The organism is Synechococcus sp. MU1611 (assembly GCF_020514255.1).
In the GTDB taxonomy this organism is placed as follows: Bacteria; Cyanobacteriota; Cyanobacteriia; order PCC-6307; family Cyanobiaceae; genus Parasynechococcus.
The window spans coordinates 1-15,241 of sequence record NZ_VTLC01000003.1 but is presented as its reverse complement, the minus strand read 5'-3'; the positions used below and the strand labels follow the sequence as shown (position 1 = coordinate 15,241).

The 15,241-nt window shown below is 56.5% G+C and carries 12 protein-coding genes and 2 pseudogenes; 3 read left to right on the top strand and 11 right to left on the bottom strand.

The genetic code is table 11. The annotated features are described in order from the left end of the window. Nucleotides 1-17 precede the first annotated feature (17 nt). The 3 genes from FZZ92_RS06800 to FZZ92_RS06790 are packed head-to-tail and all read right to left on the bottom strand — an operon-like array spanning nt 18 to nt 2,465. Nucleotides 18-707: a TIGR04283 family arsenosugar biosynthesis glycosyltransferase gene (locus FZZ92_RS06800; RefSeq protein ID WP_226422885.1), complete on the bottom strand. Its 690-nt coding sequence runs from the start codon at nt 705-707 to the stop codon at nt 18-20. Next, a complete protein-coding gene (locus FZZ92_RS06795; protein WP_226422884.1) occupies nt 695-1,336 on the bottom strand; it encodes a TIGR04282 family arsenosugar biosynthesis glycosyltransferase in 642 nt (213 codons plus the stop codon). The genes FZZ92_RS06800 and FZZ92_RS06795 overlap by 13 nt, the downstream gene beginning before the upstream one ends. Nucleotide 1,337: 1 nt before the next feature. Further along, nucleotides 1,338-2,465: a trypsin-like peptidase domain-containing protein gene (locus FZZ92_RS06790; protein ID WP_226397916.1), complete on the bottom strand. Its 1,128-nt coding sequence runs from the start codon at nt 2,463-2,465 to the stop codon at nt 1,338-1,340. Nucleotides 2,466-2,552: 87 nt separating this feature from the next. Here FZZ92_RS06790 and dnaA point away from each other — a divergent pair, with 87 nt between their 5' ends. Beyond that, a complete protein-coding gene (gene dnaA, locus FZZ92_RS06785) occupies nt 2,553-3,947 on the top strand; it encodes a chromosomal replication initiator protein DnaA (RefSeq protein ID WP_226397786.1) in 1,395 nt (464 codons plus the stop codon). Here dnaA and FZZ92_RS06780 read toward each other — a convergent pair whose 3' ends face one another. The 3 genes and pseudogenes from FZZ92_RS06780 to FZZ92_RS06770 form a co-directional block, all read right to left on the bottom strand. After that, nucleotides 3,948-4,616, bottom strand: a complete 669-nt coding sequence (locus tag FZZ92_RS06780; protein WP_226397785.1) for a ParB-like protein — start codon at nt 4,614-4,616, stop codon at nt 3,948-3,950. It lies immediately after the preceding gene. A 23-nt stretch (nt 4,617-4,639) separates the two neighbouring features. Further along, nucleotides 4,640-5,701, bottom strand: a pseudogene (locus FZZ92_RS06775) (glutathione S-transferase family protein); the annotation flags it as partial. 182 nt (nt 5,702-5,883) lie between these two features. Beyond that, entirely contained in the window at nt 5,884-7,095 is a 1,212-nt protein-coding gene (locus FZZ92_RS06770) for a glutathione S-transferase family protein (RefSeq protein ID WP_226422883.1), read from the bottom strand. 168 nt (nt 7,096-7,263) lie between these two features. Between FZZ92_RS06770 and FZZ92_RS06765 the strand changes: the two genes are divergently transcribed. Then, the gene (locus tag FZZ92_RS06765; RefSeq protein ID WP_226422882.1) at nt 7,264-9,369 is read left to right on the top strand and encodes a hypothetical protein; all 2,106 of its coding nucleotides are present in this window, start codon (nt 7,264-7,266) and stop codon (nt 9,367-9,369) included. Nucleotides 9,370-9,452: 83 nt separating this feature from the next. Here FZZ92_RS06765 and FZZ92_RS06760 read toward each other — a convergent pair. After that, nucleotides 9,453-9,635: pseudogene (locus FZZ92_RS06760) on the bottom strand (glutathione S-transferase); the annotation flags it as partial. Next, nucleotides 9,610-9,855 (bottom strand): hypothetical protein, encoded by a 246-nt coding sequence (locus tag FZZ92_RS06755; protein ID WP_226422881.1) that lies wholly within the window; start codon nt 9,853-9,855, stop codon nt 9,610-9,612. The gene FZZ92_RS06755 and the pseudogene FZZ92_RS06760, both read right to left, overlap by 26 nt. 145 nt (nt 9,856-10,000) lie before the next feature. On the opposite strand from FZZ92_RS06755, the gene gorA reads away from it, so the two are divergent. Beyond that, nucleotides 10,001-11,359: a glutathione-disulfide reductase gene (gene gorA / locus FZZ92_RS06750; protein WP_226422880.1), complete on the top strand. Its 1,359-nt coding sequence runs from the start codon at nt 10,001-10,003 to the stop codon at nt 11,357-11,359. Between the two features lie 29 nt (nt 11,360-11,388). Here the strand turns inward: gorA and FZZ92_RS06745 are convergent, their stop codons facing one another. Genes FZZ92_RS06745 through FZZ92_RS06735 form a run of 3 tightly spaced genes read right to left on the bottom strand, consistent with a single transcriptional unit; the run spans nt 11,389 to nt 15,188 of the window. Beyond that, nucleotides 11,389-12,894 (bottom strand): GMC oxidoreductase, encoded by a 1,506-nt coding sequence (locus tag FZZ92_RS06745; protein WP_226422879.1) that lies wholly within the window; start codon nt 12,892-12,894, stop codon nt 11,389-11,391. Between the two features lie 4 nt (nt 12,895-12,898). Next, entirely contained in the window at nt 12,899-13,495 is a 597-nt protein-coding gene (locus tag FZZ92_RS06740; RefSeq protein WP_226397780.1) for a heme-copper oxidase subunit III, read from the bottom strand. A gap of 4 nt (nt 13,496-13,499) precedes the next feature. Beyond that, complete coding sequence (locus FZZ92_RS06735) at nt 13,500-15,188, bottom strand: cbb3-type cytochrome c oxidase subunit I (protein ID WP_226397915.1); 1,689 nt, start codon at nt 15,186-15,188, stop codon at nt 13,500-13,502. Nucleotides 15,189-15,241: the final 53 nt, after the last annotated feature.

Here is a 15,241-nt window from a genome sequence, read left to right as displayed (position 1 = left end):
TGAACTGATCGGATCGTTCAGCGCTGGTACATCCGCAACAGTTGATCTGCTGATCGTCCCTGACGCCATAGCCATCGCAGACGGGCGTTGCGCCAGGCCTGCATCAGCACGCTTCGCTCCTGCCAGCGCTGAGCGCTGGTCAGCAGGGCACAGTTCAACGAGCGGAGGGTCGCGATCTTGCTGAGGCGTTCCACCAGGTCCAGGTCTTCCATCAGTGCCAGCGGGCGGTAGCCACCGATGCGCTGATACAGCTGGCGATGAATGAGCAGTCCCTGATCGCCGTAGGGACGCTGCAGCCAACGGCTGCGCAAGTTCACCATTCGCTCCAGAAGCCACAGCATGGGCCGCGCCTCTGTATCCACTTTGAACTCGAAGCTCCAGGCGCTGAAGCGCGCTTGCGGTGTGTTCAGAATCTGCTTCACCCTGTGGTGCCAGTAGCCAGGCAGTCGGCTATCGGCATGCAGCACCAGCACCCAGGAATGACAGCTGTGATCGACGCCCCAGCGCAGCTGCGGACCTCGTCCTGCAGTCGGGCTGTCGAGCACGGTGGCGCCGCCGAGGTGAGCCACTTGTCGGGTCTGATCCCTGCTTCCACCGTCACAGATAACAATCTCCAACTCCCCTTGCCAACGCTGCAGATCCGCCAGCAGCAGCGGAAGCCTGTTGGCTTCCTCCAGGGTCGGAATCACGACGCTCAGCCCTGCCATGGCTTCAGATCACTCCAGTGATCCAGATCATTCCTCCTGGGCAACAGTGCGGTGGAGATTGCATGCGCCCTCGCAGCCTTCAGGGTTGATTCCAGCACTGTCGGACCGCCCCAGGGAATGCCGATCAGCGGCCAGTGCTTGGGGGTATGGATCAGGTTCGCTCCGATCCCCAGCAGCCAGTAGCCACCATCCGAGGCTGGACCCAGCACCAAATCGTGGGTTTGCAGTTGTTCGATGGCCCGCTTCAAGTCATCGGGATTGAGTTCGGGCAGATCCGTGCCGATCACGAGGGATGGCATGCCGCGGTGATGGCCTTGCATCAACTGCCGTCGCAATCGGGTGCCGAGTTGCCCCTGCCCCTGCAGGCGCACCAGCGGCAACCCCAGCTGTTGTCCCCAGCGTCCGGCGGCGTTGGGCCCAAGCCCGCTCACCGCCAGCACCGGCTCAATCACCATCGCGTCGGCGAGCCCGCGCACCACAGCGGTGGTGTGCTCGGTAAGACGCGTCTGGATCCGGGCAGCGCGCTCGCTGCTGTTGGACAAGCCCAGCCTGTTGTAGAGATCACGGGACAGGCGGCGTTTGCATCGGCCCGGTGATGGCCATCGGGCCATCACGATGATCTGCAGCATCTCAGTTGTTCCGAGGCAGTTCCCGCGGGCGCACCTGCACCATCAGCTCCTCTCCATTGCGTTGGAGGGTGAGCTCCATCGGTTCTCCCACCTGGCCGCGATCCACGGCGAGTTGCACTTCGGTGGGGGTCTGAACAGCTTTGTTCTCCACCTTGAGAATCAGATCACACTGCCGGATGCCAGCGGCAGCAGCCGGAGTGCCGCTGACCACATCCTTGATCAGGACGCCATTCACTTCAGGAACCGTACAGGCGCTGTTGGTGGCATTGATCTCCCGTGCCAGCTGCGGAGTGAGGTTCATGAGCTGCACCCCGATGAAGGGATGGGAGGCCTGGCCGGTGCTCACAATCTGCTGCGCGATGCGCTTCGCCAGGTTGATTGGAACGGCAAAACTCAAACCGCCTCCAGGCGCGGTCCGAATCGCTGTGTTGATGCCAATCACCTGACCGGCGGCATTGATCAGGGGGCCTCCGCTGTTGCCGGGATTCACGGCTGCATCGGTCTGGATGTAAGGAATCCGCTGGCCTTCACTGATCGCATTCAGTCGGCCTACCGCGCTGATGATGCCGGCGGTCACGGTGTTGTTGAGACCAAATGGGTTGCCGATGGCAATCGCCCATTCCCCCGGCCTGAGCTGGTCGGAGTTGCCCAGGGCCGCCACCGGAAGGTTGTCAGCCACCACCTTGACCACCGCAACGTCGGTGAGTGGGTCTGTGCCGAGCACCTTACCCTTGAAGTTGCGTCCGTCTGGAAGGGTCACCGCCACCTGATCCGCTCCGCGCACGACGTGTTCGTTGGTGAAGATCAGGCCGCTGGCCCTGGTGATGAATCCGGATCCCTGGCCTTGCTGACGCTGGCTGGACGGTCCCATGCCAAAGATCCCCCCGAAGGGGTTGTTCACCTCTTTGACTACATCGATCCGCACCACGGCAGGACCGACGCGGTCCACAGCCTTCACGATCACGTTGTCTCCCGGCTGGAGTGGAGCGCTGCGGGGCTGATCGTGCACCACCGGAGGTAGTGCTACCGGTGCTTTGGGGGTCAGGCCCAGCTGGTCCCTCACCAGGCTGCAACCGGAGAGAGCGCTCCCGGCCAGGACGATGGCGAACCAATGCTGGGCGTTGGGCATCACGACGAGATGTGTGCTGATGCATTTAAGACGGCCTGAGCGGATCGGCATGCGTAGATTCAGCGCTCGGGTGCATGGCGGTTTTAGGTGCAGACGGGCGAAGAGCTCTGGATCAAGGTGCGAGATGGGTTGCAGGCAAAGCTGAGCAAGCCCACCTTCGAGACCTTCATTCGCCCGACGGGTTGCAGTGGCTTTGCCAATGGAGAGCTGAAGCTTCTGGCCCCCAATCCGTTCGCCAGCGTCCGATTGCGGGAGCAGCTCCTGCCCACGATCGCGGAGCTGGCTAGCAGCATCAGCGGTCAGCCCGTTCAGGTGACCGTCCTGGCGGAAACCGCCCTGCCGCTGCAGGAAACCAGTGATGACTCTGCATCTGCGAGTGATGCAGCCCCGCCTGCGGCCGCCCAGGAATCAGCGTCGGCTCCGGCCCGGAGCGGCTCACCGCGGCGCTACCTGCCCGGGCTCAACCCCAGATATGTGTTCGGCCGTTTCGTGGTCGGCCCCAACAGCCGAATGGCTCATGCGGCGGCTCTTGCCGTGGCCGAAGCGCCAGGCAGGGAGTTCAATCCCCTGTTCATCTGCGGCGGTGTGGGCCTGGGGAAAACCCACTTAATGCAAGCCATTGGCCATTACCGGCTTGAGATCGATCCCGGGGCTCGCGTGGCCTACGTCTCCACCGAAACCTTCACCAATGACCTGATCCAGGCCATCCGCAAGGACGGCATGCAGGCCTTTCGCGATCGCTATCGCGCCGCCGATCTGATCCTGGTGGATGACATTCAATTCATCGAAGGCAAGGAGTACACCCAAGAAGAGTTCTTCCATACCTTTAATGCCCTGCACGAGGCTGGGCGTCAGGTGGTGATCGCCAGTGATCGTCCCCCCAGTCAGATTCCACGCCTGCAGCAGCGCCTGATCTCCCGTTTCCAGATGGGGCTGATCGCTGACATTCAGTCACCTGATCTGGAAACACGTATGGCGATCCTCCAGAAGAAAGCGGAGCAGGAGCGCATGTCGCTGCCCCGGGATCTGATCCAGTACATCGCTGGGCGCTTCACCTCGAACATCCGCGAGTTGGAAGGGGCACTGACCCGGGCTGTCGCCTTCGCCTCAATCACGGGGTTGCCGATGACCGTGGAATCGGTGGCGCCAATGCTGGACCCCACCGGTCAGGGGGTGGAGGTCACGCCGCAACAGGTGATCGACAAGGTGTCTGAAGTGTTTGATGTCACGGCCGAGGAAATGTGCAGCAGCACCCGTCGCCGTGCCGTCAGCCAGGCCCGTCAGGTGGGGATGTACCTCATGCGCCAGGGTACCGACCTCAGCCTGCCGAGAATCGGCGACAACTTCGGCGGAAAGGACCACACCACGGTGATGTACGCGATTGAGCAAGTCGAGAAAAAACTGGCGTCCGATCCCCAGCTCGCGGGTCAGGTGCAGAAAGTGAAGGATCTGCTGCAGATCGATTCCCGAAAGAAGCGCTGATCAGCGGCAGGCTTTCTTGTCGCCTTTCCAGCCCGGCATGTCTTGAGCTGCCGCAGAGCAGACCAGCTGGCGTGCTGCCGCGAGTGCCGGATCCAGTCGCTTGGAGCTGAAGGGTGGCAGGGGACGGGTGCGCAGCCAGGCTGCCCAACGAAATTCGTGATATGGGATCAGCGGTTGGGGTTTAATCCAGCCTTCCTGCTTGAGCTTCCAGACCAGGCTTCGGTAGGGATCGTCTTCGAGCCCCATCAGGCTGGTGGGCAACTGCTCGGTTGGGCGGGGACCGATGCCCCGACCGTCGTAGAGATAAAGCCACCCTTGGCTTTGCAGAAACGACAGCACGGCACTTTTATCAGTTGTCGCTAGCTCCTGCACCACATAAGCCCAGGTGGTGGCGCCTGGGTCAATGCCGATCAAGCCCCGCAGCCGGTGGTGACGATCCAGCATCCACATGGCGCCATCGGCAGAGCGGATCAGGGGGACGGGTTTGCCGCGCAGGTAGGCAAGACGCTGCTGGCGTGTGTCTTGGGCGAAATCACTCTCGCGTGACCAGATCTCAGCCAGCCCCACACACCATTGGGTCGGCTGCAACTGTGCCGCTGACACCTCGATCAGTTCGTTTTCCTGCTCGGGGGCCGGAATCGGTTGGTAGGCAGGCAGCCGCAGGGGCACGACTCAGTTTTGACGCCTCCGCACTATGACCCAATTAAGAAGGGACGGGGATCCTGATCAAAGCGATCCCGCACCGGGAGAGGCTTGGCTTGCTTAGGCCCGTCCAGTTGCGCGGTGGATTCGAGCGCCCGACGCAGCAAACGAGCTGCCGGTAAGGGCATATCTCTCGGAACTGAAATTCGATCGCGCAGGTAGCGGAGCCCCGCCGCACTTCCAGATGGAGGAGGGCATGGAGTGTTGTGGATCAACTGGGTCAGTGCACAGCGCAGGGGCCGGTCAAAGGCATTAGCACCCATTGGATTGACCTCCCGTAGCCGCTGCTGGTGTCGGAGGACCCTGCCGAGAGCGATGCTGGCCTGATCGGCTTGATTGACCCCAACCCAGCAGGCTTCGTCTTCGCCAAGGCCATCGCCTCGGTCGATCCGTTCGGCCAGGCGTTGCGCTTCCGTTGCGTCGTCCGACCAGCAGCCGCCCATTTGGGGAGGAAGGTCATGGGCATGGGTGTGAAAGTCGCTTTGGGTGCCGCGGTAGGTGTCCAGTTGCTCCAAGGCGCGGAACCAGCGGTCAATCGCGGGATGCTCAAACCTCAGGCGATATCCCTTGTAGTAAGCCAGAGATGCATTCATGCGTTCCACGTAGGGAACAAAGATCAGATCAACGGTTTGTGGCTCCTGCCCCCGCAGAAATGGACCTTCAACCTGATTCAGCTCACTTTCGAAGCGTCGGGCGATCCCCTGAAACTGGTCCCGGGCCAGGATCTGTTGCTTGGGGCTCAATCGTGGCGAACACAGCCAGATGCACCAGGCCTGAAATAGCAGCCGTTCGAGACGGCGCAGCTCGAGGGCTTCCGACGACGTCATTGCCATGCCGAGGGGGCCGAACTGCTGTTCGAGTGCCAGCAGAATCTCATCACTTTCCGTGATCAGCTGCCCGTTCAGCTCGAGGGCGGGCAACATTCCTGAGGGCACTTTTTCGAGGAACCATGGCTCTTTTGGGCCATAGCAACGCATGGTGACTTTGCGGATCCGGTAGGGGATGCGCTTGAACTCCAACCACAGCCAAATTTTTTGGCAGTAGGGACACTGTCGTGAGCCAAGTACATCGTGAGAACGGTTGCCCTGACTGCGCCGTCACCACCACGGCCATGAAGGCTCAACATCGCCTTCCCAGGCATCGGGGTCAATAGGGGGCCGTGCGACGTACCTACGAAAGCTCTCCTTTAGTGAATCGAATCAAGTTTTTGTGCAATAGAAACTCAAAAATTTCATTATCTGAAGTGGATAGGATTTTGATCAAGTCGGTTTGAAATTGGGATTGGACTTCCCTGCTTATTCCCTGCCAAAGTTGCTGTGTTTTCCAACGTTTTTCTTAGTAGCCTTGCGGCAGGTAATGGCATATCTCTTGGCACCGAAATTCTGTCGCGAAGATATCGCAGGCTTGAATCACTAGTAATGCCTGGATTACAGGATGATTTTGTAATTAATGATGTGAGTGCTGCTCTCAATGGGTAGTCAAATGATTCCTTCCCAGAGGGGTTCGCATTGAGGATTTTGTCTTTGTGTTTAAGGACTCTGCTCAATGCAACTTTCCTCATTAGTTCATCGTCTTGATTTTCCAGAGGCCAATTTGCCTCGTAAATACCCAAGCCCTCACCTGAGTCTATTTTTGATGCAATATCTGAAATTCCTGGCTCGTTATCAGACCAGCACCCACCCATCTGCGGGGGGAGATCATGTGCATGAGTGTGGAAGTCGCCTTGTATTCCTCGATAAACCTCTAGCTTTTCAAGTGCATTAAACCAAAGGTCAATTACTGGATGTTCTTGTCGAAGCAAATACCCTTTGTAGTAGGCAAGTGAAGCATTCATGCGTTCTAAATATGGGATATAAATAAGATCGGCTGTTTCTGGTTCATATCCAAATAAAAATGGCCCTTCTCTTTCTTGAAGTGCTGATTCAAAACGTTCAGCTATTTTTCGAAATTGCTCTTTGGCTTGCTGCTGCTGTCGATTATTAAGCCCAGGACTGCAGAGCCAGATGCACCAAGCTCTAAATAGCAGTCTCTCAAGTTGCCGAAGTTGTGAGACCTGTTCTGTATTTATTGGGTTTCCAAGGGGTCCAAAGTGCTTTTCTAGAGCAAAAAGTATCTCATCACTTTCTGTTATGAGGCGACCATTTAATTCAAGAGCAGGGAGCATTCCTGAGGGTACTTTTCTTAAGTACCATTCCTCTTTTTGTCCATAGCATCTCATCGTGACCTTTTTGATCCTGTATGGGATTTTTTTGATTTCAAGCCATAGCCAAATCTTTGAACAATAAGGGCACCATGCATGTACGTCTCTGTAAAGCGTGACTATCACTTCGGACTCATGCTTTCCAAAAAGCCTAAGATTTGCTTGTGCACTTGTAGGCCCATTGATTTTGTCTGGTTCATCGAGAGCATATTCGGCTAACTGCTTCCAGCTCCAAGCTTCAATCATCACTTCTAATTCCTTCAAAACCAATCTTAAGTGACTGTAGGCGATTTTGTGGATTTATCTGCTGGAGAGTAATTGCTTTTGTCTCAGATGTTGAAATTTGTTCGACTCTTTTCATTTTCAAGTCTTTGGACTATAAAGAACATAATTCTATTTGGCCCTTGAGTTCAGATGACCGTTGAACGGCAGGCTGGCCAACCTCAACAGTATCCACCAGGTTTCAATCAGGCCTCAAATAAATTCGAGTATGGTTTTTTGAAGAGAAAGGAAAATCGTCTGGCTTATTTAAGGTGGCTTGAATTAAGACTTGGCTATAAGAAGCCTTCGGATTGGTATGCGGTAACAAGAAAAGACTTTGATGATAACTATGGTTCTGGTCTATTGGTTAATCACTATAAATATTTCCGAAAAGCTGTTGAAGAGTTGTATCCAGATTGTGATTTTCTTCCTTGGATGTTTGGACATCAAAGGAACACGTGGAATGATCCTGAGGTTAGAAGTAAATATGTTCGGTGGTTGGCTCAGCCAGAGCAACTAAATATATGTTTGCCTAGCGATTGGTATGCAGTCAGGCAGGACGAGTTGATGGAAAAGTCTCTCTATGGTGGCTTTTGGCGTCAATTTAACAACTCGATAGCCGACTGTTTGATTGATGCTCTGCCTGAATTAAATCTTCGCAGATGGAAGTTCGGAAATTGTCCATATGAATTTTGGGATAATCCTCAGAATAGGAGGGTCTTGATTGACGATATTAAAAGCCGATTAGCATTGAATTGTGGCGACGATCTGGTCAGGTATGTTGATGATTATTTTCCTAGAAGTGCTAAGGGCCATCTTTTGCCTTTTAGGAAGCTGCGTCGAATTTTGAAAGACGAGATGGCTGATGGGTATATGCGGTTTCATGCTTATTCTATTCAGGCTATTTGTGAGGAATTTTACCCCGATTATGATTGGAGTTCAATTGATTTTATTGAGCAACCTTCGGGTTTTTCAGAGAATCTGAAAACAAAGCTTGAACGTCCAAATGGCTTTTGGCTGTTGCAAGAAAATCGCTTGGAGTTTGTTAATAAAACTCTTCGTTCGTCCCTGTCAATCGAGCTGATGGAGGACTGGTATGAGGTCTCCCAAGATATGCTGCAAGCAAATAGTGGTTCTGGGCTACTGAAGTACTACGATTCGTCTATTGATTTACTTATTGATCTTGTTCAAGATAATACTCTTGTTCCTTGGCTCTTTGTAAATAAGCCCAGGGGATTTTGGGATGAAGTGGGTGTGGAGAGAAAATTCTTAGATTGGTTTATGGAGGCAAATGGCTTCTCCTCACCTGACTGTTTTTATGAGGTTTCAAGGGCTGAGCTAGAGAAAAAATCTCATGCTTATGCGCTTTTCGACAAGTATCCAAACATTTATGAGTTGGTGCTAATTGCTTACCCTGATCATGAATGGGATCTCTCGCGATTCCAGAACCAGAACGGTCTATTGGCAGAACCTGAAGTGCGTCGCGATCTATTTAAAAGATTAGAGTCAACGCTTGGTATTGTCGACAAGGAGGATTGGTATGAACAAGACACGAATTTAGTTCGTTCGAATCTGGATGGAGCAAGGCTTTTAAAATATTTTTCTGGCTCAATGATTTCTATGTTGCAGGAGTTAAGCCCGAGAGATTGGAAGCCTTGGCTTTTTGGACGAGTAAATCGTTCTTTTTGGTCATCCGAGGAGTCGAGGAAGAATGCTTTGGAGTGGTTGGTTCAAGATGTTTTAAACATTTCGATTTCGGATGCGCACAAGGTTACTCATGATGATTTGATGCGAAATGGTTTGATCACTATGCTTAGTTATCATGATGGATCATTGCTGAAAGTATTTACGGATTTGTTCCCTGGCTTTCACTTTGACCCAAAGCTTTTCGCAAAGACTGGTAAAAATGAAGTGAGGTTATTTGATTCCCTTACAAGGCTTTTTCCGGATGTAAAAATTGTTTGGGGTGAATTTTATTCCGAGTTGCAATTTTCGCGTACTGGCAGGCCAATGCAGTTGGATTTTTTCTTTCCGGAGTTTTTGGTTGCTATCGAGTATCAGGGCGATCAGCACTATCGTCCTGCATGGGGCGGCATGGAGGAACTGCGAAACATACAGCGAAGAGATCAAGAGAAGCGTACGGCCTGCATCAATGCAGGGATTGACCTAATTGAGATTCCTGATTCTGATTGGGATGGAACTGATGAGATGCTTCTTTCTTATCTCTCCGAAAGTGCTTTGCGTGATGCGATCGAATAATTTTTGTTGCTCGTTTGGATTTTCCTGTTCTCCGTTTCGTTGGTCCTGATCCGTGTTGTTTTTGATGTAGCTGGGCCGTGGTAGTGCGGACACCAGGCGTGATGGTCGCGGTAAAGCGTGACCATCAGGCTTGATTCAGGCTGACCGAACAAGCGCAAGTTGGCCTGGGCACTGGTCGGCCCTTCAATTCGATCCGGTTCAGCCTTCGCCAGCCCGGCCAGTTCCAACCAACTCAGTGGTTCAGCTGATTCCGATGTAGGGGGCATGCAGGATCGGCGAAAGCGTGGTCCGTCCATAGGACTGCCAGTCGCCAAGTTCATGCATCAGAGCCAGACAGTCTTGCTGGCGGCCCTGCTCAGCGAGCTGCTTGAGCCGCAGCTTCATGTCGTCGCTGGTGATCATCATCGCGATTTCGCGACGCTGCAATCGCTTTTGCTGCAGCTCAGGGTCAGGCGAATGCCTGCGACGTTTGGAAGGATTTTTCATGGTTTAAGGACGCGGTTGAAATACGACCGGTTCGTCTTGGGCTTCTACGGCCCTCTTCCCCGGACCATAACTCCATCTTTACGAATATGCCCGTCGTCTCCGTCACCCCCGTGGGAAGAAGAATGGAGGGAAGCAAACGGCTGTCATGGGCGCTGATCTGGATCTGATTGTTCTTGGGGCGGGTTCCGGTGGGCTTGCTGCCGCAAAACGTGCTGCTAGCCATGGTGCCCGCGTGGCCATCGTGGAGGGGGATCGCGTTGGGGGCACCTGCGTGATCCGCGGCTGTGTTCCCAAGAAGCTTTTGGTCTACGGCGCCCAGGCCCGGCATCAACTGGCGGATGCATCGGCCTATGGGCTGCACATCCAATCCGTGCGTTCTGATGTGCCTGACCTGTTGCGGCGCGTGCGCGCCGAGGTGGATCGGCTCAATGCGCTCCACCTTGGATTTCTGGAGAAGGCCGGCGTTCAGCTGATCTCCGGTTGGGGTCGCTTCACGGCTGTGGATCGCATGGGCATCTCCGATCAACGCGGTGGGCCCGTTCAGACGGAGCTTTCAGCACCCCGTTTTCTGGTGGCAGTGGGTGGCCGTCCGGCACGGCCGGAGATCCCAGGGATTGAAAAAACTTGGGTGAGTGATGACATGTTCCAGCTTGAAGATGTCCCTCCGGCGGTGGTGGTGGTCGGCGCAGGATTCATCGCCTGTGAGTTCGCCTGCATCCTTCGAGGCCTCGGTGTTGCGGTCACCCAGGTGGTGCGCGGCCCTCGGCTGCTGCGCGGGTTTGATGGGGAGTTGGCGGATGCAGTCCTCAGCGGGATGCGTGACCAGGGCATTGACGTGCTCTTGGGTCAGACGGTCGCGGCTGTGGAGGGGGATCCCGGTGCGCTGACTGTGCGACTGGGGGATGGTCAGTGCCTCGACTGTGGGGGTGTGCTGATGGCCACCGGGCGTCGCCCCTGGCTTGCAGATCTGGGTCTGGAGGCTGCTGGTGTTGCCGTGGACAACGGGCGAATCAGGGTTGACGGCAACTCCTGCACCTCAGTTCCTCACATTCATGCCGTTGGCGATGTCACTGACCGGGTCAACCTCACGCCTGTCGCCATTGATGAAGGTCGTGCTTTTGCCGACAGCGTGTTCGGTTCGCGTCAGCGGCAGGTGAACCACGATCTGGTGGCCAGTGCCGTGTTTAGTGATCCAGAGCTGGCGACCGTTGGCTTATCGGAAGAGGAGGCGACTGAACGCCATGGCGAGGAGGGCGTCGTCGTGCATCGGGCCCGCTTCCGTTCGATGGCGCGGGCACTGCCAGCCTCCGGCCCCCGCTGCCTACTGAAGTTGGTGGTGGAGAAGCAAACCGATCGGGTGCTTGGCTGCCACATGGTGGGCGAGCATGCGGCGGAGATCATTCAGATGGCCGCCATTGCCGTTGGGATGGGCGCCACCAAAGCTGATTTCGATCGCACCATGGCGTTGCATCCCTCCGTCTCAGAGGAGTTCGTGACGATGTAGGCAACAGTGCCTTAATAACGGTGCCCCAATCAGGCCAGGTGATTGGCGAGCCGCAGGGCCAGCGCGAGCACCGTGAGCCCGGGACCAATGCTTGGGCAACTAGGAAAAATGCTGCTGTCGGCGATGTAGAGGTTCTCCAGTTCATGGCATTTGCCGTTGGGATCCACCACTGAGTTGGATGGGTCCTCGCCCATGCGACACGTGCCGCAGCTGTAGCCCACGACACTCAAGGGGGCTTCTCCTCGCGCATGGGTGGGTGCCTTTAAAACGACTTTGGTCACCGGATCGTTCTCCACGGCTTTCAGCGTGTCGATCCAGCGGTACACGAGGCGATCATGGGCTTCCCGGTTGTTGGGGATGTAGTTGATCCGGATCTGTTCGTTGTTGAGCCACACCTTGTTGTGGGGATCTGGACGCACCTCCGTCATGGCCCACCAGGCCACAGAGCGGGAGGCCAGCCGCTCCAGCCCGAAGTCGGGGATCAGTTTGGTCACCAGGGACAGCACCGGTGGTGACTCGGCGAACAACGCGTCCTGCAGAACGCCACCGGCGGCCTGGATGTGCCCTAGCGGAAAACTGACGTTCTTGTCTCCCCAGTAGTAGTCGTTGATCCCCAGCGAGCGCCCGTAGCGGCCGCTGTTGCGTTCTGTGGCCAGCTGCAGGATCGAGGTGAGCTGCAGATTCATCAGATTCCGCCCCACCTGATCCGATCCGTTGCTGATGCCCTTGGGATGGTGAGCATTGTCCGAGCGCATAAGGATGGCCGGCGTGTTGATGGCACCGGCGGCAATGACCACGACATCGGCACTGAACAGCCATGAATCGCCGTTTACCTCAGCTTCCACGCCTCGGATGGCTCTGCCACCTGGATTCACATGCAGGCGCAGTACCCGGGCGTTGTCACGCACGGTGAGCCGTTCGGGATCACCCACCTGCAGACCAAACAACTGAGAATCGCCGCTGGGATCGTCCCGGTCGTCTGACCAGCTGATCGGCATGTCGTAGGGCTGACAGCCTTGGCGTTGGAGAGCGGAACGAAGGGGTTCCAGAAAGGGTTCCACCGGCTTCGGCGCACGTTCATAGTCCGTGCTTCGCTGGGGCTCGCAGGGGTCAATGCCTGCTTTGCCGTGAACCCTGTACAGGGTCTCGGCCTGCTCGTAGTACGGCTCCAGTTCGGAGTAATCCAGGGGCCACGCCGGCGATACTCCGTCCTGGAGCGCCACCTCGCCGAAATCCTGTTCGCGCATGCGTTCCAGCACCGCGCCCCAGATCTTGGTGTTTCCTCCCCGTGCGTAGGTGGTTTGCGGTGCAAAGGGATCGCCGTCGGGTCCGAACCAGCGCTCACTCTTGGGGTGATATCGATCCTTGCGGAACAAATCCACGTCGGCGACGTTCTGGTCTTCGAGGGCCATCGCCCCGCCGCGCTCCAGCACGAGTACGTTCTTGCCGCGTCTGCTCAGGGCTCCGGCCAGGGTGCCTCCTCCGGCACCGCTGCCGATAACGATGACGTCGTAGTGGCGGTCGTCGATGATCATGGAATTACTGCCAGACGTAGATCAGAAGGAAGAGAAGAATCCAAATCACGTCGACGAAGTGCCAAAACAGGCTCACCGCAGCGACGCCCATCTCGCCTTTGTCGTAGTTCCCTGGGACGAAAGAACGCGCCAACATCAGTCCCATCAGCAGGATGCCGGTGATCACGTGAAGACCGTGAAAGCCCGTCAGCAAATAGAACAATCCTCCGAACACACCGGTGCTGAGGCTGAAGCTGAGTTCCGACCATTCGAGGTATTGGCCGTAAACGAAGTAGGAGCCCATGGCCATGGTGAGCAGCCAGACCGCGCGGAAGCCCCAGAGGTTGCCCTTGTGCAGATATCGCTCGGCGGCATAGGCCACGAAACTTGAGCTCACCAAGACCACGCTGTTGATCAGGGGCATGCGCACCTCCAGCCCCTCGACGCCGTCCGGTAGCCACTGCGGAGCTGTGAGCTTCAGCACCGCGTAGCCGGCGAAGAAGGCGAGGAAGATGACGCTCTCAGAGCAGAGGAAAATCACAAAGCCGGTCATGTTGTGGCCGTCGTGCTTCACATGCCCCGGTGTGTGATTGAGCTGCAGGTCGGGATTGACGCTGGTCATCGGTTCAGGCCTCCTGGGAACGGCGCACGTAGAACTCCTCGTCCTCAACGAGGGGGTGCCCGAGGCCGTAGCCATAGGGCTCACTGATCACGGTGGGGATGTCGTCTTCGAAGTTTTCAGCCGGTGGCGGCGAGGGCAGCAGCCATTCCAGGCCGATGGCCCGCCAGGGGTTGGGGGGAGCCTGCGGCCCCCGGGCCCAGGAGCTCACCATGTTGAGAATGAAGGGGATCGAGGCGACGCCGAGCATGAAGGCACCGATGCTGGCGATCACATTCCAGATCGCGAATTCAGGGTCATAGGAGGCGACACGACGAGGCATCCCCAGCAACCCAGCCCAGTGCAGGGGCAGCCAGTTGAGCGTGGCACCGATGAAGGTGAGTACGAAGTGAACTTTGCCGAGCCCCTCGTAATACATCCGGCCCGTGAATTTGGGGAACCAGTGGTAAATCCCGGCGAACACACCGAAGCCGATCGTGTTGAAGATCACATAATGGAAGTGGGCCACCACGAAGTAGGTGTTGCCCACGTGAATGTCGATCGGCACGGTGGCCAGCATCACGCCGGTGATCCCGGCGAAGATGAAATTAAACAAGCCACCCAGGCAGAACAGCATCGGTGTGTTCAGGCGCAGATTGCCTTGCCAGAGCGTTCCCAGCCAGGCGAACACCTTTACCCCTGTGGGAACGGCGATCAGCATCGTGGTGAACATGAAGATATGGCGCATCCAGTTCGGCGTGCCGGTATAGAACATGTGGTGAGCCCACACGATCAGGCTGAGGAAGGTGATGCCGAAGGAGGCGATCGCCACGAATCGATAGCCGAACAGTGGCTTGCGGGCATACACCGGGAAGAGTTCGGAGAAGATGCCGAACACCGGCAACACCAGCACGTACACAGCTGGGTGGGAATAGAACCAGAAGAAGTGTTGAAACAACACCGGATCACCCCCGCCTTCAGGCCGGAAAAAGCTGGTGCCGAAGCTGAGGTCGAACAGCAGCATCACCGCACCTCCAGTGAGGGCCGGCAGCCCCACCAGTTGGATGGTCTGGGCGGCCCAAGCGGTCCAAACAAACACCGGCATCTTGAAAAAGCCCATGCCTGGAGCCCGCATCCGGATGATCGTCGTCACGAAATTGACGGCACCCATGATCGAGGAGATGCCCGATAGGGCCACAGCAAGGATCCAGAGGAATTCACCATTGATGAAGTGCCCCAGAGGGTTCTGCAGACTCATCGGTGGGTACGACCACCATCCCGATGACGCCGGTCCACCGGGTGCAAAGAAGCTGCCCATCAACACTGCGGCGAACACGGGCACCAACCAGAACGCGGCAGCATTGAGCTTCGGGAACGCCATGTCTGGCGCGCCGATCATCGTGGGGATCAACAGGTTGTTGAAGCCATTGAGGATCGGAAAAAGGAACAGGAACAGCATCACTGTTCCGTGCATGGTGTACAGGCCGTTGTAAACGCTCGGATCCACCAGATCCGCTGGCGGTGTGATCAGTTCACCTCGCACGATCATCGCCAGCAGTCCTCCCACCAAGAGGAAGAACAACGACGTGGCGATGTATTGGATGCCGATCACCTTGGCATCGGTGTTGAAGCTGAAGAAGCGCTTCCAGTTATCCGGGGCCCCCGGGACGGGGTGGGGAGCCTTGAGGATGCGCGGGTCGTAGTTCGTGGATGTCATGGCGCGTCTCAGGCGTCGTGGGGGATGGAGGGATCGCCGGGGTCGTTCACCAT

Bases quoted from the DNA above. Each gene is read 5' to 3' on its own strand.
- FZZ92_RS06800 (WP_226422885.1), bottom strand. From the start codon at position 707: ATGGCAGGGCTGAGCGTCGTGATTCCGACCCTGGAGGAAGCCAACAGG.
- FZZ92_RS06795 (WP_226422884.1), bottom strand. From the start codon at position 1,336: ATGCTGCAGATCATCGTGATGGCCCGATGGCCATCACCGGGCCGATGC.
- FZZ92_RS06790 (WP_226397916.1), bottom strand. From the start codon at position 2,465: ATGCCCAACGCCCAGCATTGGTTCGCCATCGTCCTGGCCGGGAGCGCT.
- FZZ92_RS06770 (WP_226422883.1), bottom strand. From the start codon at position 7,095: ATGATTGAAGCTTGGAGCTGGAAGCAGTTAGCCGAATATGCTCTCGAT.
- FZZ92_RS06765 (WP_226422882.1), top strand. From the start codon at position 7,264: ATGACCGTTGAACGGCAGGCTGGCCAACCTCAACAGTATCCACCAGGT.
- FZZ92_RS06755 (WP_226422881.1), bottom strand. From the start codon at position 9,855: ATGAAAAATCCTTCCAAACGTCGCAGGCATTCGCCTGACCCTGAGCTG.
- gorA (WP_226422880.1), top strand. From the start codon at position 10,001: ATGGGCGCTGATCTGGATCTGATTGTTCTTGGGGCGGGTTCCGGTGGG.
- FZZ92_RS06745 (WP_226422879.1), bottom strand. From the start codon at position 12,894: ATGATCATCGACGACCGCCACTACGACGTCATCGTTATCGGCAGCGGT.
- FZZ92_RS06740 (WP_226397780.1), bottom strand. From the start codon at position 13,495: ATGACCAGCGTCAATCCCGACCTGCAGCTCAATCACACACCGGGGCAT.
- FZZ92_RS06735 (WP_226397915.1), bottom strand. From the start codon at position 15,188: ATGACATCCACGAACTACGACCCGCGCATCCTCAAGGCTCCCCACCCC.